Origin of the sequence: Mycobacterium sp. IS-2888, from assembly GCF_001954215.1 — a bacterium.
Taxonomy (GTDB): Bacteria; Actinomycetota; Actinomycetes; order Mycobacteriales; family Mycobacteriaceae; genus Mycobacterium.
The window spans coordinates 73,424-96,213 of record NZ_MBET01000053.1; the positions used below are offsets into that span (position 1 = coordinate 73,424).

General features: G+C 68.9%; 23 protein-coding genes and 1 pseudogene. 10 read left to right on the plus strand and 14 right to left on the minus strand.

Features of this window, described 5'->3' with window-relative positions; genetic code table 11:
* Positions 1-4: 4 nt before the first annotated feature.
* Positions 5-1,999 (plus strand): APC family permease, encoded by a 1,995-nt coding sequence (locus A5745_RS09250; RefSeq protein ID WP_076115819.1) that lies wholly within the window; start codon positions 5-7, stop codon positions 1,997-1,999.
* Positions 1,996-3,201 carry a class I SAM-dependent RNA methyltransferase gene (locus A5745_RS09255; protein WP_076115820.1) on the plus strand — a complete coding sequence of 402 codons (1,206 nt, stop codon included), beginning with the start codon at positions 1,996-1,998 and terminating at the stop codon, positions 3,199-3,201. Before A5745_RS09250 ends, A5745_RS09255 begins: the two co-directional genes overlap by 4 nt.
* On the opposite strand, the gene A5745_RS09260 is transcribed toward A5745_RS09255, so the two are convergent.
* Both A5745_RS09260 and A5745_RS09265 read right to left on the minus strand, forming a co-directional pair.
* Positions 3,198-4,487, minus strand: a complete 1,290-nt coding sequence (locus A5745_RS09260; RefSeq protein ID WP_076115821.1) for an SLC13 family permease — start codon at positions 4,485-4,487, stop codon at positions 3,198-3,200. The two genes, A5745_RS09255 and A5745_RS09260, sit on opposite strands and share 4 nt — an antisense overlap.
* 33 nt (positions 4,488-4,520) lie before the next feature.
* Positions 4,521-4,964: a CBS domain-containing protein gene (locus tag A5745_RS09265; RefSeq protein ID WP_076063777.1), complete on the minus strand. Its 444-nt coding sequence runs from the start codon at positions 4,962-4,964 to the stop codon at positions 4,521-4,523.
* 70 nt (positions 4,965-5,034) lie between these two features.
* On the opposite strand from A5745_RS09265, the gene dxs reads away from it, so the two are divergent.
* Positions 5,035-6,948 carry a 1-deoxy-D-xylulose-5-phosphate synthase gene (gene dxs, locus A5745_RS09270; RefSeq protein ID WP_076115822.1) on the plus strand — a complete coding sequence of 638 codons (1,914 nt, stop codon included), beginning with the start codon at positions 5,035-5,037 and terminating at the stop codon, positions 6,946-6,948.
* On the opposite strand, the gene A5745_RS09275 is transcribed toward dxs, so the two are convergent.
* The 3 genes from A5745_RS09275 to A5745_RS09285 all read right to left on the minus strand — a co-directional run bounded on the left by A5745_RS09275 (position 6,945) and on the right by A5745_RS09285 (position 9,726).
* Positions 6,945-8,237, minus strand: coding sequence for a ribonuclease D (locus A5745_RS09275; protein ID WP_076115823.1), 1,293 nt, complete (start codon positions 8,235-8,237; stop codon positions 6,945-6,947). The two genes, dxs and A5745_RS09275, sit on opposite strands and share 4 nt — an antisense overlap.
* A gap of 1 nt (position 8,238) precedes the next feature.
* Positions 8,239-8,775 carry a DUF3000 domain-containing protein gene (locus tag A5745_RS09280; RefSeq protein ID WP_233147926.1) on the minus strand — a complete coding sequence of 179 codons (537 nt, stop codon included), beginning with the start codon at positions 8,773-8,775 and terminating at the stop codon, positions 8,239-8,241.
* A gap of 144 nt (positions 8,776-8,919) precedes the next feature.
* Positions 8,920-9,726 (minus strand): enoyl-CoA hydratase/isomerase family protein, encoded by an 807-nt coding sequence (locus A5745_RS09285; protein ID WP_076115824.1) that lies wholly within the window; start codon positions 9,724-9,726, stop codon positions 8,920-8,922.
* A gap of 52 nt (positions 9,727-9,778) precedes the next feature.
* On the opposite strand from A5745_RS09285, the gene hemE reads away from it, so the two are divergent.
* From hemE to A5745_RS09305, 4 genes are read left to right on the plus strand one after another with little or no spacing between them, the layout of a single operon-like run.
* A complete protein-coding gene (gene hemE, locus A5745_RS09290; protein ID WP_076115825.1) occupies positions 9,779-10,849 on the plus strand; it encodes a uroporphyrinogen decarboxylase in 1,071 nt (356 codons plus the stop codon).
* The gene (locus A5745_RS09295; protein ID WP_076115826.1) at positions 10,846-12,219 is read left to right on the plus strand and encodes a protoporphyrinogen oxidase; all 1,374 of its coding nucleotides are present in this window, start codon (positions 10,846-10,848) and stop codon (positions 12,217-12,219) included. The genes hemE and A5745_RS09295 overlap by 4 nt, the downstream gene beginning before the upstream one ends.
* A 5-nt stretch (positions 12,220-12,224) precedes the next feature.
* A complete protein-coding gene (gene hemQ / locus A5745_RS09300) occupies positions 12,225-12,920 on the plus strand; it encodes a hydrogen peroxide-dependent heme synthase (RefSeq protein ID WP_076115827.1) in 696 nt (231 codons plus the stop codon).
* Complete coding sequence (locus tag A5745_RS09305; RefSeq protein ID WP_076115828.1) at positions 12,917-13,666, plus strand: class I SAM-dependent methyltransferase; 750 nt, start codon at positions 12,917-12,919, stop codon at positions 13,664-13,666. The genes hemQ and A5745_RS09305 overlap by 4 nt, the downstream gene beginning before the upstream one ends.
* 16 nt (positions 13,667-13,682) lie before the next feature.
* On the opposite strand, the gene msrB is transcribed toward A5745_RS09305, so the two are convergent.
* Genes msrB through A5745_RS09325 form a run of 4 tightly spaced genes read right to left on the minus strand, consistent with a single transcriptional unit; the run spans position 13,683 to position 17,726 of the window.
* A complete protein-coding gene (gene msrB / locus A5745_RS09310; RefSeq protein ID WP_076115829.1) occupies positions 13,683-14,093 on the minus strand; it encodes a peptide-methionine (R)-S-oxide reductase MsrB in 411 nt (136 codons plus the stop codon).
* Positions 14,090-15,367 (minus strand): arabinofuranan 3-O-arabinosyltransferase, encoded by a 1,278-nt coding sequence (aftC, locus tag A5745_RS09315; RefSeq protein ID WP_076063795.1) that lies wholly within the window; start codon positions 15,365-15,367, stop codon positions 14,090-14,092. Before aftC ends, msrB begins: the two co-directional genes overlap by 4 nt.
* A 20-nt stretch (positions 15,368-15,387) precedes the next feature.
* On the minus strand, positions 15,388-16,947 hold the full coding sequence (locus A5745_RS09320) for an alpha/beta fold hydrolase (RefSeq protein ID WP_076115830.1): 1,560 nt from the start codon (positions 16,945-16,947) through the stop codon (positions 15,388-15,390).
* Positions 16,948-16,961: 14 nt separating this feature from the next.
* Positions 16,962-17,726, minus strand: a complete 765-nt coding sequence (locus A5745_RS09325) for a pyrimidine reductase family protein (RefSeq protein ID WP_076115831.1) — start codon at positions 17,724-17,726, stop codon at positions 16,962-16,964.
* Between A5745_RS09325 and zapE the strand changes: the two genes are divergently transcribed.
* Positions 17,725-18,801, plus strand: a complete 1,077-nt coding sequence (gene zapE, locus A5745_RS09330; protein ID WP_139329518.1) for a cell division protein ZapE — start codon at positions 17,725-17,727, stop codon at positions 18,799-18,801. The genes A5745_RS09325 and zapE overlap by 2 nt on opposite strands.
* On the opposite strand, the pseudogene A5745_RS09335 reads toward zapE, so the two are convergent.
* From A5745_RS09335 to A5745_RS09345, 3 genes and pseudogenes are all read right to left on the minus strand, one after another.
* Positions 18,785-19,291 (minus strand): annotated as a pseudogene (locus A5745_RS09335) (GNAT family N-acetyltransferase); the annotation flags it as partial. The gene zapE and the pseudogene A5745_RS09335 overlap by 17 nt on opposite strands.
* Positions 19,279-19,803: a hypothetical protein gene (locus tag A5745_RS09340; RefSeq protein ID WP_076115883.1), complete on the minus strand. Its 525-nt coding sequence runs from the start codon at positions 19,801-19,803 to the stop codon at positions 19,279-19,281. The gene A5745_RS09340 and the pseudogene A5745_RS09335, both read right to left, overlap by 13 nt.
* A gap of 27 nt (positions 19,804-19,830) precedes the next feature.
* Positions 19,831-20,562 carry a Clp protease N-terminal domain-containing protein gene (locus A5745_RS09345; protein ID WP_076115833.1) on the minus strand — a complete coding sequence of 244 codons (732 nt, stop codon included), beginning with the start codon at positions 20,560-20,562 and terminating at the stop codon, positions 19,831-19,833.
* Positions 20,563-20,669: 107 nt separating this feature from the next.
* Here A5745_RS09345 and A5745_RS09350 point away from each other — a divergent pair, with 107 nt between their 5' ends.
* Positions 20,670-21,011, plus strand: coding sequence for a DUF732 domain-containing protein (locus A5745_RS09350; protein WP_076063806.1), 342 nt, complete (start codon positions 20,670-20,672; stop codon positions 21,009-21,011).
* A gap of 3 nt (positions 21,012-21,014) precedes the next feature.
* Here the strand turns inward: A5745_RS09350 and A5745_RS09355 are convergent, their stop codons facing one another.
* Complete coding sequence (locus A5745_RS09355) at positions 21,015-21,632, minus strand: hypothetical protein (RefSeq protein WP_076115834.1); 618 nt, start codon at positions 21,630-21,632, stop codon at positions 21,015-21,017.
* Positions 21,633-21,718: 86 nt separating this feature from the next.
* Between A5745_RS09355 and A5745_RS09360 the strand changes: the two genes are divergently transcribed.
* Positions 21,719-22,075 carry a DUF732 domain-containing protein gene (locus A5745_RS09360; protein ID WP_076115835.1) on the plus strand — a complete coding sequence of 119 codons (357 nt, stop codon included), beginning with the start codon at positions 21,719-21,721 and terminating at the stop codon, positions 22,073-22,075.
* A 189-nt stretch (positions 22,076-22,264) separates the two neighbouring features.
* Here the strand turns inward: A5745_RS09360 and A5745_RS09365 are convergent, their stop codons facing one another.
* Positions 22,265-22,600 (minus strand): DUF732 domain-containing protein, encoded by a 336-nt coding sequence (locus A5745_RS09365; RefSeq protein WP_076063811.1) that lies wholly within the window; start codon positions 22,598-22,600, stop codon positions 22,265-22,267.
* Positions 22,601-22,790: the final 190 nt, after the last annotated feature.

Here is a 22,790-nt window from a genome sequence, read left to right on the forward strand (position 1 = left end):
TCTCGTGTCCAAACTTTCAACAGCCGCGCGCCGGTTGCTGATCGGCCGGCCGTTTCGCAGCGACCGGCTGAGTCACACGCTACTGCCCAAGCGGATCGCCTTGCCGGTGTTCGCCTCCGACGCCCTGTCCTCGGTGGCGTATGCGCCCGAGGAAGTCTTCCTGATGCTCTCGGTGGCCGGAGTGACCGCCTATGCGTTGACGCCCTGGATCGGCCTTGCGGTGGCCGCGGTCATGTTGGTCGTGGTGGCCAGCTACCGCCAGAACGTGCATGCCTACCCGTCGGGCGGTGGCGACTACGAGGTGGTCACCACCAACCTCGGCGACACCGCCGGCCTCGTGGTGGCCAGTGCCCTGATGGTGGATTACGTTCTCACCGTCGCCGTTTCGACGGCGTCGGCGATGTCGAATATCGGGTCGGCGATCCCGGTCGTGGCCCAACACAAGGTGCTCTTCTGCGTGGCCGCCATCCTGCTCGTGATGGCGCTGAACCTGCGCGGGGTCCGCGAGTCCGGGCTGGCTTTCGCCATTCCGACGTATGCGTTCATCATCGGCGTCCTCGTCATGATCGGCTGGGGTTTGTTCCGGATCTTCGTGCTGGGCAACCCGCTGCGGGCCGAGTCCGCCGGCTTCCAGATGCACGCCGAGCACGGCCAGATCGTCGGCCTCGCTTTGGCGTTCCTGGTGGCGCGGTCGTTTTCGTCGGGGTGCGCGGCGCTGACCGGTGTCGAGGCGATCAGCAACGGCGTGCCGGCCTTTCAGAAACCCAAGTCGCGCAACGCGGCGACGACCCTGCTGATGCTCGGGGGGATCGCGGTGACCCTGCTGATGGGCATCATTGTGTTGGCCCAGCAGATCGGGGTCAAACTGGTCGAGGACCCCGCAAGGCAGCTGACCGGCGCCCCGCCGAACTACTACCAGAAGACGTTGGTCACGCAGCTGGCCGAGACGGTGTTCGGCAGCTTTCACATCGGCTTCCTGCTCATCGCCACGGTGACCGCGCTGATCCTGGTCCTGGCGGCCAATACCGCGTTCAACGGTTTCCCGGTGCTCGGCTCGATCCTGGCGCAGCACAGCTACCTGCCGCGCCAATTGCACACCCGCGGAGACAGATTGGCATTCTCCAACGGAATCCTGTTCCTGTCCGGCGCGGCGCTCTTGGCGATCATCGCGTTCCGCGGCGAGGTCACCGCGCTGATCCAGCTGTACATCGTCGGCGTGTTCATTTCGTTCACGCTGAGCCAGATCGGCATGGTCCGGCACTGGACGCGGCTGCTGCGCACCGAGACCGATCCGCGCGTGCGGCGCAAGATGATGCGTTCGCGGATTGTCAACACGGTCGGATTGCTGTCCACCGGCGCGGTGTTGTTGGTCGTCCTCGTCACCAAGTTCATCGCCGGGGCGTGGATCGCCCTGTTCGCGATGAGCCTGCTGTTCATCATCATGAAACTGATTCACCGCCACTACCACACCGTCGGCCGGGAGCTGGAGGAGCAGGCGGCCGCCCAACACGACGTGGTGTTGCCCAGCCGTAACCACGCGCTGGTCCTGGTGTCGAAGTTGCACCTGCCTACCCTGCGCGCGCTGGCCTACGCGCGCGCCACCCGCCCGGATGTGCTCGAGGCGCTCACTGTCAGCGTCGACGACGCGGAAACCCGCGACCTGGTGCACAAGTGGGAGGACAGCGAAATCAGCGTGCCGCTGAAGGTCATCGCCTCTCCCTATCGTGAAATCACCCGTCCCGTACTGGATTACGTCAAACGGGTCAGCAAGGAGTCGCCGCGGACGGTGGTCACCGTGTTCATCCCCGAGTATGTGGTGGGCCACTGGTGGGAGCAGGTGCTGCACAACCAGAGCGCGCTACGGCTCAAGGGTCGGCTGCTGTTCATGCCCAACGTCATGGTTACTTCCGTTCCCTGGCAGCTGACTTCGTCCGAGCGGCTCAAGGCGTTTCAACCGCACGCCGCACCCGGCGACGCTCGTCGCGGAATCTTCGATTGAGCACCGAAGCACAGCCCCGCGAACTCACGCTGGACACCGGAGCCCCCGCCAACGGCGGCAGCTGCGTGGCGCACCACGAAGGCCGGGTCGTGTTCGTCCGCTACACGCTGCCCGGCGAGCGGGTGCGGGTGCGCGTCACCGCGGATCGCGGATCGTATTGGCACGCAGAGGTTATCGAGGTGATCGAGCCGTCGGCCGACCGGATCGAGTCCCTGTGCCCGATCGCCGGGGTGGACGGCGCCGGCTGCTGCGACCTGGCGTTCGCCCGCCCGGAGGCGGCCCGCGCGCTCAAGGCGCACGTCGTGGCCAATCAACTCCAGCGCCTCGGCGGATACGGCTGGAGCGGTGAGGCCCAGCCGCTCTCGGAGCGCGGCCCCACGGGTTGGCGCACCCGTGTCCGGCTCGAGGTGGGCGCCGACTGTCGACCCGGCTTCCACCGCTACCACAGCGACGAGCTGGTGACCGACCTGCGCTGCGCGCAGCTGCCCGCCGGGATGCTGGATGGTCTGGGTGAGCCCGACTGGCCGCCCGGCGCCCAGCTGCACGTGGCCGTCGACGACGACGGCGAGCGCCACGTGGTGTGCACGTTGCGGCAGGGCAAGCGGACCGCGACCAACGTGGTGCAGGGCGGCTACGAGGCGGTGCAGCGGGTGGGTATGCGGAGCTGGCGGGTTCCGGTCACCGCGTTCTGGCAGGCGCATCGGGACGCCGCGGCGGTTTACAGCGGTCTGGTCGCCGACTGGGCGCGGCCCGCCGCGGGCATGACGGTATGGGATCTCTACGGTGGCGCCGGCGTCTTCGCCGCGGCGCTGGCCGACGCGGTGGGGGAGTCCGGGCGGGTGCTGACGGTCGACACCTCCCGCGCGGGGACGCGGGCCGCGCGGGCCGCGCTCGTCGACCTGCCCCAGGTCGACGTGGTCACCGATTCGGTGCGGCGGGTGTTGGCTTCACAACGCACCGATTCAAGAGCGGATGTCGCGGTGCTGGATCCGCCTCGGTCGGGCGCCGGACGCGAGGTCATCGACCTGCTGGCCGCCGCCGCGGTGCCCCGGGTGGTGCACATCGGCTGTGAGGCAGCGTCTTTCGCGCGCGATATCGGCCTGTACTTGGGCCACGGTTACCGCGTCGAGAAGATCACCGTGTTCGATGCGTTCCCCCTGACCCATCACAGCGAATGCGTGGCGCTGCTGACGCGCGGCTAGCTCAACACGAAATACCGCAGCCACAAGTACAGCGCGGACAGCGCCGCGGAGACCACGGTGACGATCGCGCCCTTGCGGGTGAATTCCCAAAACGAGATGGGGCTGTCCGCCCGTTTCGCAATCCCGAGGATGACCACGTTGGCGCTGGCGCCGACCGCGGTGAGGTTGCCGCCGAGGTCGGTGCCGAGCGTGAGGGCCCACCACAGCACCTGCGGGTGCACATGGCCCGTCATCGACGAAACCAGCTGTCCGACAACGGGTGCCATCGTCGCGGCGTAGGGAACGTTGTTGATGACGCCGCTGAGCACCAGCGACAGCACGAGGATGAACATCGTCGTCAACAGGGCGTGCCCACCGGTCGCCTCGGTGGCCAGCCGGGCCAGGTCCTTGACGACCCCGGTCTTCACCAGGGCGCCGACCATGACGAACAGGCCGGCGAAGAACAGCAACGTGTCCCATTCCACGCCGGACAGGTAGTCCGAATGGTCCAGCCCCGAAATCACGATGAGGACGCCGGCGCCCAGCAGCGCCACCAGCGACGGCTCCAGGTGTATCGCCGAATGCGCGACAAACCCGGCCAGCACCGCGGCCAGGACCGCCCCGCATTTGATGAGCAGCCTGGGATCGCGGATGGCTTCGCGCTCTTCCAGGGACATGACGTCGGCGACCCGCTCGGGGTCGACGTCGAAAGCGCCCGGGAACAGCCGCGGTAGCAGCGCGACGAAGGCGCCGACGATGATGATCACGATCGGCGTCAGGTGGATCAGAAAGTCGTTGAAGGACAAGCCCGCCCGGCTGGCGATGATGATGCTGGGCGGATCGCCGATCAACGTGGCCGTGCCGCCGATGTTCGACGCGAAAGCCTCGGCCATCAGAAACGGTGCCGGACCGATCTCCAGCCGGTCGCACACCAGCAGCGTGACAGGGGCGACCAGCAACACCGTGGTGACGTTGTCCAGCAGCGCCGACGCGAACGCGGTCACCAGCACCAGCAGGATCATGATGCGCAGCGGCGAGCCGCGCGCTCGCTTGGCGGCCACGATCGCGGTGTATTCGAACACGCCGGTCTGCCGCAGCACACTGACGATGATCATCATGCCCAGCAGCAAAAAGATGACGTCCCAGTCGATTCCGGTATCGCGGGAGTAGAACACGTCGTCGGAATGGATCACCGGCAGCAGCAGCATGACCGCCGCGCCGGCCAGCGCCACCAACGTCTTGTTGACGCGGTCGCTGGCGATCAGCGCATAGGCGACGACGAACACGACGACCGCGACGACGCTCATCGATTGTCCTGTGTGCTCAAGGCTTTGGGGGTGTCAGTGTCTGAGCGCCGCGGCCAGCAGGCGCGATGCGGTGATCACGCCGAACAACGTACCGTCTTTGACCACCGCGATCAGCGGACTGCGCAACCGCGCCATCACCGCGGCGACTTCGATGATCGTGTCGTCCGCATCCGCGAACGGCACGTCGGTCAGGTGGTCCGGTAGGACGTCGCGCACCTTCTTGCCGCCCAACTTGTCCGCGGCGCGGTCGGCCATCGATTCGTTGAGCACGCCGGCCAGCGACGGGTCGTCCTGCACGTAGCGGGGCACGATGAACCGCACCACCTGGGACGCCGGCAGCACCGCGAACGGTTTTCCCGCGGCGTCGGTGACGACGATTCCGGGCAGGCGGTGCTCGGCGAGCAGGCGGGCGGCGTCCAGCGCGCCGGAGTCGACGGTGACGACCGGGAAGTCCTCGGCGAGTTCCGCGGCACGCATAGTGCAGACAATACGTCGGGGCGCCGCGGCGAGAACTAGTGATCCCGCGGCCGCTGCGTAGACTAACGGGATGCTGGAACAGATCCGCGGGCCTGCTGATCTGCAGCACCTTTCCCAACAGCAGCTCCGCGATCTGGCCGGCGAGATTCGCGAGTTCCTGATCCACAAGGTCGCTGCCACCGGGGGGCACTTGGGGCCGAACCTGGGCGTCGTCGAGCTGACCCTCGCGCTGCACCGGGTATTCGATTCGCCGCACGACCCGATCATCTTCGACACCGGCCACCAGGCCTACGTCCACAAGATGCTCACCGGGCGTTGCCACGACTTCGAAACCCTGCGCAAGAAGGGCGGGCTGTCGGGGTATCCGTCGCGCGCCGAGAGCGAACACGACTGGGTGGAGTCCAGCCACGCCAGCGCCGCGTTGTCGTATGCCGACGGCCTGGCCAAGGCATTCGAGCTGACCGGGCACCGCAACCGGCACGTCGTCGCGGTGGTCGGCGACGGCGCCCTCACCGGCGGGATGTGCTGGGAGGCGCTGAACAACATCGCCGCGACCCGGCGTCCGGTGATCATCGTGGTCAACGACAACGGCCGCAGCTACGCGCCCACCATCGGCGGTGTCGCCGACCACCTGGCCTCGCTGCGGCTGCAGCCGGCGTACGAACAGATGCTGGAAAAGGGCCGCGACGTGGTGCGCTCGATGCCGCTCTTCGGCAAGATCGCCTACCGCTTCATGCACAGCGTCAAGGCCGGCATCAAGGACTCGCTGTCGCCGCAGCTGCTGTTCACCGACCTCGGCCTGAAGTACGTCGGCCCGGTCGACGGTCACGACGAGCGCGCGGTGGAGGCGGCGCTGCGCCATGCCCGCGGCTTCGGGGGCCCGGTGATCGTGCACGTCGTGACCCGCAAGGGCATGGGCTACGCCCCGGCCGAAGCCGACGAGGCCGAGCAGATGCACTCGACCGTCCCGATCGACCCGGCCACCGGGCAGGTCACCAAGATCGCCGGCCCGGGCTGGACGAAGGTCTTCGCCGACGCGCTGATCGAGTACGCCAAGCTGCGGCGCGACATCGTGGCGATCACGGCGGCGATGCCCGGCCCCACCGGGCTGACGGCGTTCGGGCAACGCTTCCCGGATCGGTTGTTCGACGTCGGCATCGCCGAGCAGCACGCGATGACGTCGGCGGCCGGGCTCGCGATGGGCGGCATGCACCCGGTGGTCGCCATTTATTCGACGTTCCTCAACCGGGCGTTCGACCAGATCATGATGGACGTGGCGCTGCACCGGCTGCCGGTGACCATGGTGCTCGACCGGGCCGGGATCACCGGTTCGGACGGCCCCAGCCACAACGGCATGTGGGATTTGTCGATGCTCGGCATCGTTCCCGGCATGCGGGTGGCCGCGCCCCGCGACGCCACCCGGCTGCGTGAGGAACTCGGTGAGGCGCTCGATGTCGACGACGGGCCCACGGCGATCCGATTCCCCAAAGGCGATGTGGGCGAAGACATTCCGGCGCTAGAGCGCCGATCGGGCATCGACGTGCTCGCGGTGCCGGCGGCCGGGTCGAACCACGACGTGTTGTTGGTGGCAGTCGGCGCGTTCGTGCCGATGGCGCTGGAGGTGGCCAAGCGGCTGCACAACCAGGGGATCGGCGTGACGGTGATCGACCCGCGTTGGGTGCTGCCCGTGTCCGAGGGTGTCCTCGACCTGGCGGCGCAGCACAAGCTGGTCGTGACGTGTGAGGACAACGGCGTCAATGGCGGCGTGGGTTCGGCGGTTTCGGCCGCGCTGCGGCGGGCGGACATCGACGTCCCGTGCCGCGACGTCGGGTTGCCGCAGGAGTTCTACGAGCACGCCTCGCGGGGCGAGGTGCTGGCCGACCTCGGGCTGACCGACCAGGATGTGGCCCGCCGCATCACCGGTTGGGTTGCCGCCCTGGGCAGTCCGCTGACCGAAGCCGAGATCCGCGAGCACCTCGACTAAGCGCCGGCGTCGCCAGTGTCCGCCGGCGCCCGCAGCGCCTGCGCCAGCGCTGGGTCCACGAGCTCTCGCTGCCAGGTCCGGGCGTGGCCGGCGCACAGGAATCCGTCGACGGCGTCGAGCGGGTCGGCCGCTCCCTGCTGGATGTCCTGCCAGTCCCAGCACAGCCGTCGCACCAGGTCGGGCGAGACCAGGTTCTCGGTGGGAACCTTGACGCGCTCGGAGACCTCCGACAGCGCCGCCCGGGCCGCCTCCAGGCGCGCGGCGGCTTCGGGTTTGCGTCGGCTCCAGCGCGCCGGCGGCGGTGGCCCGTTGGGCGGCTCGACGTCGTCGGCGGGATTCCGGCTTTCCCGGGCCGCCTGCAGCGCCGCAAGCCACGTCGCGGCGCTGCGGCGCTGGTTGCGCCCACCGAACACGGGCAGGGCCACCAGGTCGTCGACCGTCTTCGGATCGGCCAGCGCCGCGTCGATGATGGCCGAGTCCGGCAGGATGCGCCGGGGCGCGATGTCGCGGCGCGCCGCGATGCGGTCGCGGGTGGTCCACAGTTCGCGAACCGCGGCCAGGCCGCGCGGGTCACGCACCCGATGGATCCCCGACGTGCGCCGCCAGCGGTCGCGCCGCGACGCCGGCGACTCTCTGAGGCCTTCGCTGCGCAGGTAGTCGAATTCCTGTGCGGCCCAATCGGTTTTGCCTTGTTCGGCCAGGACGTCGGCGATCGACGCGCGTAGTTCGATGAGCAGTTCCACGTCGAGTGCGGCGTAGTTGAGCCATTCGGCGGGCAGCGGTCGCTTGGACCAGTCGGCCGCGCCGTGGCCCTTGGCCAGCCCCAGGCCCAGCAACCGCTGGGCCATGGTCGCCAGGTTCACCCGCTCGAACCCGGCCAGCCGGCCGGCCAGCTCGGTGTCGTACAGCGCCGGCGGCCGCATCCCGACCTCGGCCAGGCACGGCAGATCCTGATCGGCGGCGTGCAGGATCCACTCGTCGGTCGCCAGCACCTCGGCGACTGGGCGCAGCGCGGTCACCGGGTCCGCGCCGTGGCTGACCGGGTCGATGAGCACGGTGCCGGCCCCGGCCCGCCGGACCTGAATCAGGTAGGCCCGGTTGGAGTAGCGGAAACCCGACGCGCGCTCGGCGTCGACCGCGAACGGGCCGCAGCCCGCCTCCAGGCGTCGCGCGGCCGCCTTGATCTCGGCGACGGTGACGGACAGGTCGGGAATTCCGTCGGTGGGGTGCAGGAGCGGCGTGGGGCTGGGTTCGGTGCCGCCGGGCGCATCGGCCGCGGGTTCGCCCATGTCAGGCGCGTGACCGGGAGCCCAGGTCGGTGACTCCGGTCGGTGGTAGGCCCGCGGCGTGCTCCAGCACGTCGCAGAACGCCTCGACGTGGACTCCGACCCCCGGGTCGGTCGCCGTCCAGGATGCCCGCAGCTCCAGCTGGTGGGCGCGGGGCGGTCCGGAGATGTCGCCATAACGAACCGACGTGGTGGCGGTGACGGTACCGCCGAGGGCGGTGACGTTGTCGGTGTGGGATTCCAGCGCATCGACCAGCCAGCTCCACGCCACCTCCGGCAGCAGGGGATCGACGGCCTCGCTGGGGTCCAGGTCGGCCTGGATGTAGGCGACCAGGCGGATGGTGCCGTCCCAGGCGTCGGCGCCGTCCGGGTCGTACAACAGGATCAGCCGGCCGAAGGCGTCGCCCTCGGAGCGCTCGGGAACAACCTCGACGTCGGGATGCTTGACCTCGGCCCCCAGCGCGTAGCTGTAGGGGGCCAGGCGCTGCGGCGGCCGAATGGGGCCCAGCTCGATCTCCGCCCGCGCGGTCACGGCGTTCATCGCCGCCACCGCCTCGCGGAATGGGGCCGGTTCAGCAGAGGTCACAGCGTTTGACGGTAGACCTACCCCAGGACACGCCGAAACAGGCGCGCCGATTCCCGCGCGCGTCGCGACCAACCCGTTACCAGCCCGCATTGCGCCTGCTCAGCCGCCGGTTCCGCTGGGATATCGAGCCGGACGCTTCTCGCGATGCGCGGCGAGGCCCTCCCGCACGTCGGGGCCGCCGAAACTGAGAAATTCCAGGCCAAGGGAGGTTTCGAAGGTCGGACCGAACATGCGGTACCAGTGGTTGAGGCTGCGTTTGGTCCAGCGAATCGCGTGTTGGGCGCCCTGCGCCAGGTTCTCGGCGAGGCGGGTCGCGGTCGGCAGGACGTCGTCGTCGTCGACGCAGGTGGAGACCAGGCCGATGCGTTCGGCCTCCTCGCCGAGCAGGGTCTCGCAGGTGAGCAGGTAGTACTTGGCCTTGGCCATGCCGACCAGCAGCGGCCAGCAGATCGCGGCGTGGTCGCCGGCCGCCACCCCGAGTTTGGTGTGGCCGTCGATGATTTTCGCGGTCCGGCCCGCCACCGAGATGTCGGCGAGCAGCGCCACCACCAGGCCGGCGCCGACGGCCGGGCCGCGGATCGCCGAGACCACCGGCTTGTCGAAGTTGACCATGTTGAGCACCAGATCGCGGGCCTCCCGCATGATGCGGATCCGGCCCTCGAATTCGCCCATGGTTTCCTCGATCAGGTCGAAGCTGCCGCCCGACGAGAACGCCTTGCCTTCGCCGCGGACCAGCACGACGCGCACCTCGGGGTCGCGGTCGATCACCGGCCAGATGTCGGCGAGGTCGCGGTGCATCTGCGGGCCGACCGAATTCAGCCCGGGCGCGTCGAGAACCAGCGTCAGGACGCCGTTCTCGCCGGTTTCGCACCGAAGGCTGGGGAAGTCCCCGTAGTTGACTGGCATCGGGTTGATGTTACGCAAGCGAATGGCGGGCCTCGTGGCAGCATTGAGGCCAATGAAGGACCCCGACAACCCCGCGCGCGCTCGTCGCGAGCTTCCCGAGTCGCCGTATCTGGCCGCCGTCACCGGGCGCAAGCCCAACCGGGTGCCGGTGTGGTTCATGCGGCAGGCCGGCCGCTCGCTGCCCGAGTACCGGGCGCTGCGGGAGCGACACAGCATGCTGGCGGCCTGCTTCGAGCCCGAGGTGGCCTGCGAGATCACCCTGCAGCCGATACGCCGCTACGGCGTCGACGCGGCGATCCTGTTCTCCGACATCGTGGTGCCGCTGCGCGCCTCGGGTGTCGATCTGGACATCGTCACCGACGTCGGCCCGGTGATCGCGCAGCCGGTGCGCACCGACGCCGACATCGACGCCATGAATCCCCTTGACCCACAAGCGATTCAGCCGGTGTGTGAGGCCGTTTCGCTACTGGTTGACGCGCTGGGCGACGTTCCGCTGATCGGCTTCGCCGGCGCGCCGTTCACGCTGGCGTCCTATCTGGTCGAGGGTGGGCCGAGCCGCAACCATCCCCGCACCAAGGCGATGATGCTGGCCGAACCGGCGAGCTGGCACGCGTTGATGTCGAAGCTGACCGATCTCACCATCGCCTTCCTGCGCGGCCAGATCGGTGCCGGGGTGGACGCCATCCAGGTGTTCGACTCGTGGGCGGGCACCCTGTCGCTGGCCGACTACCGCCAATACGTGCTGCCGCACAGCTGTCGGGTGTTCGCCACCCTGTCCGAATGCGGCGTGCCGATGACGCACTTCGGGGTCGGGACGGCCGAGTTGCTGGGCGCGATGTCGGCGGCCGGGGCGAGCGTCGTCGGGGTGGACTGGCGCACCGCGCTCGCCGACGCCGCCACCCGCGTCGAACCCGGCACCGCGCTGCAGGGCAACCTCGATCCGGTGGTGCTGCTGGCCGGCTGGCCGGTGACCGAACGCGCCGCACGGGCCGTCGTCGACGACGGGCGCCGCGCCATCGACGCGGGCGCCGCGGGCCACGTGTTCAATCTCGGCCACGGGGTGCTGCCGGAGACCGACCCCGGCGTGCTGACTGAGCTGGTGGCGCTGGTCCACTCGCTATGACGCGCTCGTATTGTGTTGTGGGCGGCGGGATTTCGGGGTTGACCGCGGCCTACCGGCTGCGCGCGGCGGCTGGTGACGACGCGGCGATCACGCTGTTCGATCCGGGCGAGAACCTGGGCGGGGTGCTGCGCACCGAGCTGGTGGCCGGACGGCCGATGGACACCGGCGCCGAGGCGTTCGTGCGGCGCCGGCCCGAGATGCCGGCGCTGCTGGCCGAACTGGGCCTGTCGGGGCGCCAGCTGACCACCTCCGGCGCCCGTCCCTTGATCTACAGCGCCCACGAGCTGCACCCCCTGCCGGCGGCCACGGTCGCCGGGATTCCGTCGTCGGGGTCCTCGCTGGCCGGATTGGTCGACGACGCGACCGTCGCGCGCATCGACGCCGAACCAGGCCGCCCCCTCGGTTGGCGGCCCGGCGGCGACCCCGCGGTGGCCGAGTTGGTCGGCGACCGATTCGGCGAACAGACGGTGGCCCGGTCGGTGGACCCGTTGCTGGGCGGGGTGTACGCGGGCTCGGCGGCGACGATCGGGCTGCGGGCGGCCGCGCCCACCGTGGCGGCGGCGCTGGACCGCGGTGCCGCCAGCCTGACCGACGCGGTCGCCCAGGGGTTGCCGCCGGCCAGCGACGCACCGGTGTTCGGCGCGCTCGACGGCGGCTATCGGGTGCTGATCGACGAGCTCGTCGAGCGCGCCCGGCCGCGGTGGGTCCGAGCCGCGGTGGACCGGCTCGAACGGGCCGGGCGCGGCTGGTCGCTGCTCGACGACAGCGGCGCCTCCTGGCACGCCGACGGGGTGATCGTCGCGGTTCCGGCGCCGCGGGCGGCGCGCCTGCTGGCCGAGACCGCCCCGCGCAGCGGCGCCGCCGCGAGTCGGATCGGCAGCGCGTCGTCGGCGGTGGTGGCGCTGGCGGTGCCGGGCAGCACGCCGCTTCCCGAGTGCTCCGGCGTGCTGGTCGCGAGTGGTGAGCGCCTGCACGCCAAGGCGCTCACGCTGTCGTCACGCAAGTGGGGGATCGCGGGCGACACGCAGTTCCTGCGGCTGTCGTTCGGTCGCTACGGCGACAACCTCGCGTCCAGCGCCTCCGACGAGCAGCTGCTGTCCTGGGCGGTCAGCGACCTGGCAGTGGTGTTCGGCCTGGACGTCGAGCCGGTCGATGCGCTGGTGCGACGCTGGATCGACGCGATGCCGCAGTACGGCCCGGGCCACGCCGACGTGGTCGCCGAGGTGCGCGCCGGGCTGCCGCCGACGCTCGCCGTGGCCGGCGGCTACCTCGACGGGATCGGCGTGCCGGCGTGCATCGGGGCGGCGGGCCGCGCTGCCGAGCGCATCATCAGGGCCGTCGAGGCCGCGGATGCGGAAGTGGCACGATAGGTTTCATGGCCAAGCTTGACTACGACGAGCTGAATTCGCAGCTTCGCTACCTGATGTTCTCGGTGTTCTCGGTGCGTCCCGGCGAACTCGGCGAGCAGCGCGACGCCGTGATCGATGACGCGTCGACGTTTTTCAAGCTGCAGGAAGAGCGCGGCGTCGTGGTCCGCGGCCTCTACGACGTGTCGGGCCTGCGGGCCGACGCCGACTTCATGATCTGGACGCACGCCGAACGCGTCGAAGCGCTCCAGGCGACCTACGCCGACTTCCGGCGCACCACCACCCTGGGGCGCGCGTGCTCGCCGGTGTGGAGCAGCGTGGCGTTGCACCGGCCCGCCGAGTTCAACAAGAGCCACATCCCGGCCTTCCTGGCCGGCGAGGAGCCCGGCGCCTACATCTGCGTGTATCCGTTCGTGCGGTCCTACGAGTGGTACCTGCTGCCCGACGAGGAGCGCCGCCGGATGCTCGCCGAGCACGGCATGGCCGCCCGCGAGTACAAGGACGTCCGGGCCAACACGGTGCCGGCGTTCGCGCTCGGCGACTACGAATGGATCCTGGCCTTCGAGGCGCCCGAGCTGGATCGCATCGTCGACCTGATGCGCGAGCTGCGCGCCACCGACGCGCGACGTCATACCCGTGCGGAGACACCGTTTTTCACCGGTCCGCGGGTGCCCGTCGAGCAACTGGTGAACGCGCTGCCATGACCCAACCCGATCCGACGGACCCCACCCGCTTCGAGGAGATGTACCGCGACGAGCGGATGTCGCACGGGTTGCCGGCCGCCACGCCCTGGGACATCGGCGGCCCGCAGCCCGTCGTCCAGCGGTTGGTCGCGCTGGGCGCGATCAAGGGCGAGGTGCTCGACCCGGGCACCGGACCGGGCCACCACGCGATCTACTACGCGTCGGCGGGCTACTCGGCGACCGGCATCGACGGGTCGGCGGGCGCCATCGAGCGCGCGCGGGAAAACGCCCAAAAGGCCGGGGTATCAGTGAATTTCGAGGTGGCCGACGCCACCAAGCTGGAGGGGCTCGACGGCCGGTTCGACACCGTCGTCGACTGCGCCTTCTACCACGTCTTCAGCACCGAGCCCGAGATGAAGAAGTCGTATGCGCGGGCGCTGCACAGGGCGACCAGGCCCGGGGCGCGGCTGTACATGTTCGAGTTCGGCGAGCACAACGTCAACGGCTTCAAGATGATGCGGTCCTTGTCCGAGGACGACTTTCGTGGGGTGTTTCCCGACGCCGGGTGGGAGATCACCTACCTGGGCCCGACCACCTATTTGGTCAACATGAGCGTCCAGACAATTGAGATGATGATCGCGCGCAACCCCGACATGGCCGACCAGGTGCAGCCCATGCTGGAGTGGTTTCACGCGACGGAGCCGTGGCTGGTCAACGGCCGGGTGCACGCGCCGTTCTGGGAATGCCACGCCACCCGCGCAGACTGACGCAGGTCCTCCCGCGTTAGTTCCCCGCAGGCACCAGGCGCAGCGAGATCGAGTTGATGCAGTACCGCTGATCCGTGGGCGTGGGGTAACCCTCGCCGGCGAACACGTGGCCTAAGTGGCTGTGGCAGTTGGCGCACAGCACCTCGGTGCGCGTCGTGCCCATCGAATGGTCGGGACGCAGTATCACCGCGTCGGAGTTGGCGGGGTCGAAGAACGACGGCCAGCCGCAATGCGACTCGAATTTCTCTGTGCTGCGGAACAATTCGGCCCCACACGCCCGGCACTGGTAGACGCCTTCGGTTTTGGTGTCGGTGTACTCGCCGGTGAACGGCCGCTCGGTGCCGGCGCGACGGAGCACCTGAAACTCCTCGGGCGTGAGCTTCTGTCGCCACTCGTCGTCGGTCAGGTGCAACTTCGGGCTAGTCATGCATCCACGCTAGCTCGGATGGGCTTGGGCGTCAGCCACGCGGGATCGATCCCGTCGTCGAGGCGGTCCTCGGCCTTGGCGTCCAGATACCGGAAATACAGGACCGTAAACGTCACGATCAGCAGCAGCGACCAGCCGTAGGTGATCTTCAGGTATTCCAGGGCGCGGCCGTATCTCATCCAGTTGAACAGCAGCCAGCGGTCCAGCGTCATGAAGCCGTAGATCCCCAGCCACGCCGGCCAGTTGCGGATCACCGAGTTGCGCAGCACGACCGTCATCAGGAACGGGAACAGCATCATCGAGTAGTAGCCCTGGGCCAGCGACAGCACCAGGAACGACCACAGCAGCAGCACGCCCGTCGACGTGGTGAACCAGAACAGCGGGTCGCGGGTGCGGTAGTAGCGGTACAGCAGCCACATGGCGCCAATCGCGATCAGCGTGAACAGGATTCGCAGGAACACGATCAGCCAGGTGGGCAGCCCGAAGTACACGCCGTTGCCCTCGATCGAGCTGTTGAAGTAGTCGCGGGTGCCCATGATGTACGGCACCGTGCGGGTGACGAAGTCCATCGGGTCGCTCACCAAAGGCCAGGCGGCCAGGTTGATGACGACGGGAACCGCGAACGCCGGCACCAGCGTCCGCCACTGCCGGTTCAGCAGCGGGAGCAATAGCAGCGGGCCCAGCACGGGTTTGAGCGTCAGCGTCAGGCCGATCGCCAACCCGGCCCACCATTGTCGGCTCACCCTGCCGTCCAGCAGCCAGCGCAGGAACAGCATCTCGGCCAGCAACACGCAGCCGTTGATGTTGGTGAACACCAGCGTGTTGGTCACGGTCTCGGTGCAGAACATGGCCAGCAGCAGCGCGGGGGCGGCCACCGAGGACAGCGTGAACTTGAACAGCCGCAACAGCAGGTACCAGGCGATCAGGATCGCGATGGTGTTGATCAGGATGAACAGGTAGCGCGACGGCGCGAACGGCAGGTATCCGAACGGCGCCATCAGCAGCGTGCCGCCCGGGGGATACAGGTAGTGCGGGTCGACGTAGTCGAAGTGTTCGTTGTAGATGTCCCAGCCGCGCCGGAAGTTCAGCACCGCGCGGTAGACCGGCTTGAAATCGTCGGTGATGTTGCCGTTGGTGGTGACCACGATGCTGCGGTGCAGTACCGACAGGATGGCCACCGGCCACAGCGCCGACCGCAATATCGTCGCCGTACTCGGTGCGCCGGTGCGGGGTCGGAAGGCGTCGGAGAGCGCGGTCACCAGCGCACCGTACACCGGGGGGAGGGGACCAAGTATCAGGCGGGGCAGTAGGTGTCGGTCCCCGGCAGCTTGCCGCTGTTGAGATAGCCGATCAGCGGCGGCACCGCGCACGGCGAGTAGATGCTGGCGCCGTGGCCGATGCCCTGCCACATCACCCGCTTGCTGGCCGCGTTGGCGTTGATGATCGTGGCGGCGGTCGCGGCGACCCCTTCGCTGCCCACGATCGGGTCGTTCTGCACACCGGAGAGCAGGACGTCGACCTTGAGCTTCTTCGGCGGCGCGGGCGGCGAACCGGTGGGCCAGTGCACGCATTTGACCAAATTGAGCGCGGCGACCGTGCCGAACTGCGGATAGAGCTTGCCCCACGCGACGACCAGTTCGCGAACCCGGTCCGGGGTCGGGCGGTTGATCGCATCGCTGCAGGAGTTGACGAACTGGCCGTCGGAGTCCTGCGTGGCATCGGCGTGGTTGATCAAGCTGTTCAGCTGATTGGCGTCGCCGGAACGCGCCGCGGACAACGCGTTGGCCAGGCTGGTGGTGGCGCCGACGCGGCCGCCGGACGGGAAGCCCAACGCGACGGTGACGGCGTTGGCGACCTGCGCCACCGACGCGCCGCCGGGCCCCTTGCCCGCGCGGGCGTCGGCCAGCAGCGCGCTGACGGCGCCCTTGGGATCGGCGCCGAGCGCGCAGTTCACCGCAATGCACTGCGCGGCGAACGCGTCGAGCGCGGCCTGCTGGCCCTTGACCTGTTGCTCGGCCGCCGCTTCGGCGTTGACGCCCAAGGCAATTGGCGAGTCGAGGATCAATCGCGCGACCTTGTCGGGCCGCGATGCGGCGTAGGCCAGCGCCACCTGGGCACCATTGCCGATGCCGACCAACGCGACGGCGGGCACGTCCCACAGGCTGCGCAGCCGCTCGATGTCCGACGCGGCGTGTGCGTTGTCGTAAGCGTTGTCGCCGGGCGCGATGGCGTCGGTGCAATTGGTGGTCGCGGTGTTGGCGATGTCGGACAGGTTGGCCACCGGGTCGTCGCCGGTCTGGAATTGCGCCTGATCGCGCATCGCCGTGCGGGCGAAGTGATCCCGGCAGTCGATGGGGTTCGACATGCCGATGCCGCGACGGTCCACCGCGACGATCGGGTGGGTCTGCAGCACGTCGCCGCCCGCCTGCGAGAGCCAGACCGGCAGCTGCGCCGAGGACGCCAGGTCGGAGCCGGTGGTGAAGACGAGGGGCCCGGCGTCCTTCGGGGTCTGGCTCGACCGAGCGCGGACCACGCCGATGGTCACCGTTCCGGACCCGCCGTTGACGGGGTCGAGGTCGGCGTCGTAGTTCGCGCAGTCGAGTTGGATTCCGGCCGGGGGCCGCAGCGCCGCGTCATTGAAAAGCTGAGACGTGCAGTCGTGCCAGGACAGGTCGTTCTTGGGCGCGGCGATCGGCGGCGGACCGGCCGGCGGCGGCTTCGTCGTGGCCGCGCCCTGGGGGCGGGCACCGGAATTCGTGGCGAACCGCGGGTCTGCGCCCAGGCCCGGGACACAACCGGCCACCGCGACGCTCGCCGCGACCAGGATCGCCGCGGACGCCAGCTGCCGACTCATGCCGACCACAGTAGCTAGACCTTCACGTAGCGGGTGTACAGGTAGCCGGCGTCGTCGCTGAGAACATGCACGCAGCGCATCGGGGCCAGCACCTGGCCTGGGCCGGTCGCGATGCGCCGGGCCAGGCCGCCGACCACGTAGGGCGCGATGGTCAGGCACAGCTCATCGAGCAGGTCGCGCTGAACGAACGCGCCGAGCAGCATCGGCCCGCCCTCGGTCAAGACGCGGCGCATGCCGCGCGCCCCGAGGATAGCCAGCAGGGCGGCCTCGTCGACCCGGTCCGGATCGCCGCCGGAGCAGTCGATCACCTCGGCAAGACCGGAGAGCCGGCGGCGTGTCGCATCGGCGGTCGCCGTGCAGGTGAGCACCAGCGGTGACACTTCGGTGCGGGTGAACACCCCCATGTCCCGGTCGAGGTGACCCGACTTCGTCACGATCGCCAATTGCGGGACTTCGCTTTGACCGCGGGCCTGTCGGCGCTGGCGCTGGACGGCGCCCAACTGCGCCCCGGAGTATCCCTCGATCCGCACGGTGCCCGCGCCGACCACGATGACGTCGGCGAGCTCGCGGAGCAGGTGGAAGATGAATCGGTCTCCGGGCCCCGCCATGGTGCCGGTTTTGCCGTCGGCGGTGGCGCCGCCGTCGAGGCTGGTGATGAAATTCGCGCGCACCCATGTCCCGTCTTTGTCGGGATACGCGTAGAGCTGCGGGAGTTCGCCGTCGTCGAGTTCGCGTGCCGAGCCGAGCAGCGTCAGCGGCGGCGCCTCAGGAAGGGGCATGGGCTCGATTGCAGCACGCCGCTACAGTTCCTGCATGCACGGGTCCGCTTCCGGCCGGGTGGCTCACCTGGTCGATCGGCATCCCACCGTGTCGCCCGAGCGGCTGATCGCCCAATTGCGGCCGCCGCCAACGTTCGCCGACGTGAGCTTCGCGACGTACCGCCCGGATCCGGCCGAACCCACCCAGGCGGCCGCCGTCGTGGCCTGCCGGGATTTCTGCGGAGAGGCGGTGCAACGCCGGGCCGGTCGCCGAAAGCTGTTCGGCAGGCGGGCGGTATTGCCCGGCGTCGGACTGTATCTGGACGGCGGTTTCGGGGTGGGCAAGACTCACCTGCTGGCCTCGGCCTACTACGAGCTGCCGGACCCCAAGGCGTTCGCGACGTTTGGGGAGCTGACCCAGCTGGCCGGGGTGTTCGGCTTCGCCGAGTGCATCGATCTGCTGGCCGACTACACGGCGGTGTGCATCGACGAGTTCGAACTCGACGACCCGGGCAACACCACCCTGATCTCGCGGATGCTCTCGTCGCTGGTCGAGCGGGGGGTGTCGGTGGCCGCCACCTCCAATACGCTGCCCGAGCAACTCGGCGAGGGCCGATTTGCCGCCCAGGACTTTCTGCGTGAAATCAACACGCTGGCAAGGATTTTCACGACCGTGCGGATCGAAGGCCCGGACTACCGGCACCGCGATCTGCCCCCGGCGCCGCCGCCGCTGCCGGACGATCAGGTCGCCGCGCGTGCCGCGGCTGTCGAGGGCGCGACGCTCGATGACTTCGACGCGTTGTGCGCGCACCTGGCGACTATGCATCCGTCGCGGTATCTGACTCTCATCGAGGGCGTGACGGCGGTGTTTTTGACCGGCGTGCACGGCATCGATGACCAGAACGTCGCGCTGCGGCTGGTGTCGCTGACCGATCGGCTGTACGACGCCGGCATCCCGGTGGTGGCGTCCGGGGCCAAGCTGGACACCATCTTCAGCGAGGAGATGCTGGCCGGTGGGTACCGAAAGAAGTATTTGCGGGCCACGTCTCGGCTGTTGGCGCTGACCGCCGGGGTCGACGCACCTCGCGGGTCATGACGAAGTCGTGCTCGGTGGCGTCGCCCACCTGAAACGTCCTGGTGCCGCTGACCTCGAAACCGCTCCTGGCGTAAAAGCGTTGCGCGCGTTGGTTTTTCTGGTTGACGCCGAGCCAGACGCGGCGCACGCTCCAGTCGCCGGCCAGGGCCAGCGCGCGCTCCATCAGCGCCGTCGAGACCCCGGTGCCGTGCAACTCCGGCAGGACGTAGATCTTCGACAGCTCGGCGCTGCTGGTGTCGTCCAAGCCGCGAACGAGCGTGGCGTACCCGATGATTCGGCGGTTCTTCGTGGCGATGAGCACGGCGTATTGCGGGTCGGCCAGGTAGTCCGAGAAGCGGTCGGCCGACAGGTGGGTGTCGACGAACGACGCGATGTTCTCCGGCGCCATCGACGGCGGGCAGGCCAGCGGGAAGGTGCGCGCGGCCACCGCGGCCAGCTCGTCGACGCAATCCGTCGTGGCGAGGTGAACCTCGAGCGTCAGAGGTTCCACTGCGCGAGATGCTGCCCCGTCTTCTTGTCCAGCAGCACGACATTGGAGACCGGATCGCGGTAGGCGTCCCAGTACACCCCGCCCCGGACGATCGCCCCGTTTGGCGCATTCGTGAGCACGTTGTCCAGCGCGTCGGGTGCGTCGGTCGCACGCGGCTTGTAGGCGTCGGCGAATGGAGTCACCCCGTCGAAGCTGAACACGGTCGCCAAGATGAACGGGTTGGGCACCCGGATCGCGCGGACCGTCACATCTGCCCGGTTGGGGGTGCTGCCGGGGAAGCTTTTGATCGGAACGCCGCTGCGCGTGTAGCCGAAGCCGGGCGGCGGGTCGCAGGGGGCCACGCTGCTGACGGTGACGTCGGCGATGTAGGTGTCGGTGGCCACCCGCAGCGTGTCGCCGATGTGGCCGATCGGTGCGTCTTGAGCCCGCGCGGGCGGAGCCGCGACCCCGGAGGTGGTGACGCTCGCGGCGGCAACGAGTAAGGCGGACAGGGCGATCAGCCAGCGATGCATCATCGCATGATTGCACACCGACTACGGCTAGGGGGAGGGGCTCTTGCCGCTGGTCAGCGATTCGAGCGCGGCGATCAGGTCGGTCTCGACGCGTTGTTTGTCGACACCGGCGGTGTGCAGCGGTCCGGCGTCGTCCTCTAGTTCGAGCAGGGCCAGCAACAGGTGTTCGGTGCCGATGTAGTTGTGGCCCAGCCGAAGTGCCTCCCGGAAGGTCAGTTCGAGTACCTTGCGCGCCGGGCCGCTGAAGGGGATGAGCTCCGGTGGCTCGGATCCGGCGGGGGGCAGCGTTATCGAGGCGCGCAGGGCCTCGGGGTCGACCCGCTGTCGCGTCAACAGCACGGTGGCCAGTGCGGCCGGATCGTCCAGCACGCCGAGCAGCAGATGGCCGGGAGTGATCTCGGCGTTGGCTGCCTGGTGCGCCGCGTTCTGGGCCGCGACGACGGCGTTGCGGGCCCGCGGCGTGAAGCGCCCGAAACCCTGTTCGGGATCCAGCGTGGTGGCCTCGGCCCGGGGGACGAACCGCTTCTGCGCCGCCTGCTTGGTGACGCCCATGCTCTTGCCGATGTCCGTCCAGGATGCTCCCGATCGGCGCGCCTGGTCGACGAAGTGCCCGATCAAGTGGTCGGCGATCTCACCCAAATGCTCGGCCGCCAGCACGGCGTCGGCCAGTTGATCAAGCGCGTCAGTGTGCACCTGTTTGATCGCGTTGATCATCTCGTCGAGGCGGACGGGATAGGCAATGGGCGTGGAATCGGCCATGTCGTCAACGGTAGGTTGACGCCCTTGCGATGTCAACTCAGGGTTGACGGTTAATGCTTTGTTACACGTAGTGCGACCGGGTACCTGCGCTGCGACAATGCTGACTCATGAAACTACTTCTGACCCTGGCAGGTTTTGCCGCGGCAATCGGCCTGGCCGTGCCCGCCCACGCCGATAGCAGCGACGACTCATTCCTCGCCTCACTCAAAGCGGCCGGTATCACTTATTCCGACTCGGATGCGGCGGTAGGGGCCGGAAAATGGGTGTGCGACAAGGTCAGCGGAGGCACCGACATGTCGACTGTCGTCAAGACGCTCGGAACCAAGAACGCCTCGCTGAACCCGGACAAAGCCGCCAAGTTCGCGGCCATCGCCCAGACCACGTACTGCCCGGATACCGCCTCGGACACCAGCTCGAGCCCGAGCTCTGAGACCCCCGCGCCGTCGTAGGAGTCAACCTTCGGCCGGTGCCGCCTCGCCCTCGTCGGGTTCCGTGGTCGGTGCCCGCCGACCTGCGGGCGCCCGGCCGAGTTCCAGCGGCCCTAGCCCGGGAATGGTGCGCGGGGGCGTCGGTGCCGATCGTCGCTTCCGCCAGTGGCCTGCCCGCGAGAGTCGCCAGTCGGCCGCCCACCTCCACTCGTAGACCTCGCGCGTGCTCAGATTCCACGCCAGCGCCGCCATCCTGAGGCCGGTGCCGCGTGCCTCCATCCACGAGGCGATCACCCAGACCCTGTCGAGGTCCTCGTCGGGAATCTCAAAACCCCACGACAGTTCTTCGTCGTCGCAGCCCATCGACGGGCGTATCGCGGGTTTGGGCGTCGAGACGTCGAACCGATTGCCGTCCGCTTCGAGGTCGAGCCCCACTTCGTAACGCACGGTCGGCCCCGCCATCCGCAGCCTCACCTCGAGCCGGGCCTGGCCCCGGCGGCGCGGCGTGAGCCGATCGATAACCATCACGACGCCTTTGGCGCGCGGGTTTTTGCGCTGTGCCCGTAGGCGATTCGCGAGGGCGATCAGCCCGAGCACAGCGATGATGCCGACAAAGACGTCGAGAACGATGATGGCCGCCACGTCGTCCTAGATAACACCATCCGCCCACCGGCTCGGCACTCGCCCGGGATGCGCACCGGCGTGGCCTCTGCCAGAATCGGGGGGCTATGAGACGTCTGCCGATGCTGTTGAGCGTCGCCACCATGGTCGCGATGGCCGCGCCGGCGCACGCCGACAACAGCGACGGGGGCAACGGCAACGATCAAGCCTTTCTCGCCGCGCTCAACCAGGCCGGGCTGACATATCAGGATCCCGACCGCGCGGTGGCGGCCGGCAAAAAGGTGTGCGATCTGGTCAACGGGGGAATGGCCGCCGTGGACGTCGTCAAGAACCTGGAGCAATACAACCCCGGCTTCGCGGGCGACGGTGCGGCGAAGTTCACGGGCATCGCGGCGGAGGCGTACTGCCCCGCCGCCCTCGCCCGCGCGCGTCAGGACGCATCGCTCGCCGCCTTGGGGCGCTGACGGGCGCGGCCGGCCCCGCGCAGCCCACCTGTGTTGCCAACGCCATGGTGCTCTGGGTGGGAAAACGATCCACAGCTGCGGGAGCGATTTCGCCGCGGTCAGCGGTCCACCGTAAACGGCTGCGGCGCAGTCCTTTACACGGCTCGATGCGGGGGCCCGGGCGGGCCCCCGCATCGACGGTGGTGGCTGTTAGGTCGAGGTGACGTATTGCGGGCAGTAGGCCGAGGCGGCGTCGACGGCGAACGTCTTGGCGCTCTTGGTGCTCAGGCCGGTGGACTGGGCCACCGCGCTGATGACCTCCTGGCTCGAGTGGCCGTTGTCGAGGGCTTTGCAGACGGCGTGGCCGTCGCTGATGGCGCGCGCCGCGGTGGGCGGCGTGATTCCGTCGGCTTGCAGCTGCGCGAGGAAGGCGTCATCGACAGTGGTTGCGCCTGCGGTGCCGGCGAAGCCGAGTGCGGCGAGGCCGAGCGCGGCGGCGGTCAGGGTGGCGCGGGCTGCGGGGGCTGCGAAACGGCGAGTGAACATCGGGGTACTCCTTGTGCTGATGTGTGTTGTGGGGGGCGCTGTTTTGCGTTGACAACAGAATCGGCACAGGGCCTATATGGTTTCTCAATAAATTCTTGACGAACCCGATACGAGGCGTCGTCCCAGGTCAACCCCGGTCGATACGTTTCCCCGCTGTGAACCACTTGTATCTCAATAGTGACTACTGCAT

Coding starts and splice junctions, on each gene's coding strand:
- A5745_RS09305 (WP_076115828.1), top strand. CDS start 12,917: ATGACCCAACCCGATCCGACGGACCCCACCCGCTTCGAGGAGATGTAC.
- A5745_RS09260 (WP_076115821.1), bottom strand. CDS start 4,487: ATGAGCGTCGTCGCGGTCGTCGTGTTCGTCGTCGCCTATGCGCTGATC.
- A5745_RS09275 (WP_076115823.1), bottom strand. CDS start 8,237: ATGGGCGAACCCGCGGCCGATGCGCCCGGCGGCACCGAACCCAGCCCC.
- A5745_RS09340 (WP_076115883.1), bottom strand. CDS start 19,803: ATGCATCGCTGGCTGATCGCCCTGTCCGCCTTACTCGTTGCCGCCGCG.
- dxs (WP_076115822.1), top strand. CDS start 5,035: ATGCTGGAACAGATCCGCGGGCCTGCTGATCTGCAGCACCTTTCCCAA.
- A5745_RS09360 (WP_076115835.1), top strand. CDS start 21,719: ATGAGACGTCTGCCGATGCTGTTGAGCGTCGCCACCATGGTCGCGATG.
- hemQ (WP_076115827.1), top strand. CDS start 12,225: ATGGCCAAGCTTGACTACGACGAGCTGAATTCGCAGCTTCGCTACCTG.
- A5745_RS09325 (WP_076115831.1), bottom strand. CDS start 17,726: ATGCCCCTTCCTGAGGCGCCGCCGCTGACGCTGCTCGGCTCGGCACGC.
- A5745_RS09295 (WP_076115826.1), top strand. CDS start 10,846: ATGACGCGCTCGTATTGTGTTGTGGGCGGCGGGATTTCGGGGTTGACC.
- zapE (WP_139329518.1), top strand. CDS start 17,725: ATGGGCTCGATTGCAGCACGCCGCTACAGTTCCTGCATGCACGGGTCC.
- A5745_RS09350 (WP_076063806.1), top strand. CDS start 20,670: ATGAAACTACTTCTGACCCTGGCAGGTTTTGCCGCGGCAATCGGCCTG.
- msrB (WP_076115829.1), bottom strand. CDS start 14,093: ATGACTAGCCCGAAGTTGCACCTGACCGACGACGAGTGGCGACAGAAG.
- hemE (WP_076115825.1), top strand. CDS start 9,779: ATGAAGGACCCCGACAACCCCGCGCGCGCTCGTCGCGAGCTTCCCGAG.
- A5745_RS09285 (WP_076115824.1), bottom strand. CDS start 9,726: ATGCCAGTCAACTACGGGGACTTCCCCAGCCTTCGGTGCGAAACCGGC.
- A5745_RS09265 (WP_076063777.1), bottom strand. CDS start 4,964: ATGCGTGCCGCGGAACTCGCCGAGGACTTCCCGGTCGTCACCGTCGAC.
- A5745_RS09365 (WP_076063811.1), bottom strand. CDS start 22,600: ATGTTCACTCGCCGTTTCGCAGCCCCCGCAGCCCGCGCCACCCTGACC.
- A5745_RS09280 (WP_233147926.1), bottom strand. CDS start 8,775: ATGAACGCCGTGACCGCGCGGGCGGAGATCGAGCTGGGCCCCATTCGG.
- A5745_RS09320 (WP_076115830.1), bottom strand. CDS start 16,947: ATGAGTCGGCAGCTGGCGTCCGCGGCGATCCTGGTCGCGGCGAGCGTC.
- A5745_RS09345 (WP_076115833.1), bottom strand. CDS start 20,562: ATGGCCGATTCCACGCCCATTGCCTATCCCGTCCGCCTCGACGAGATG.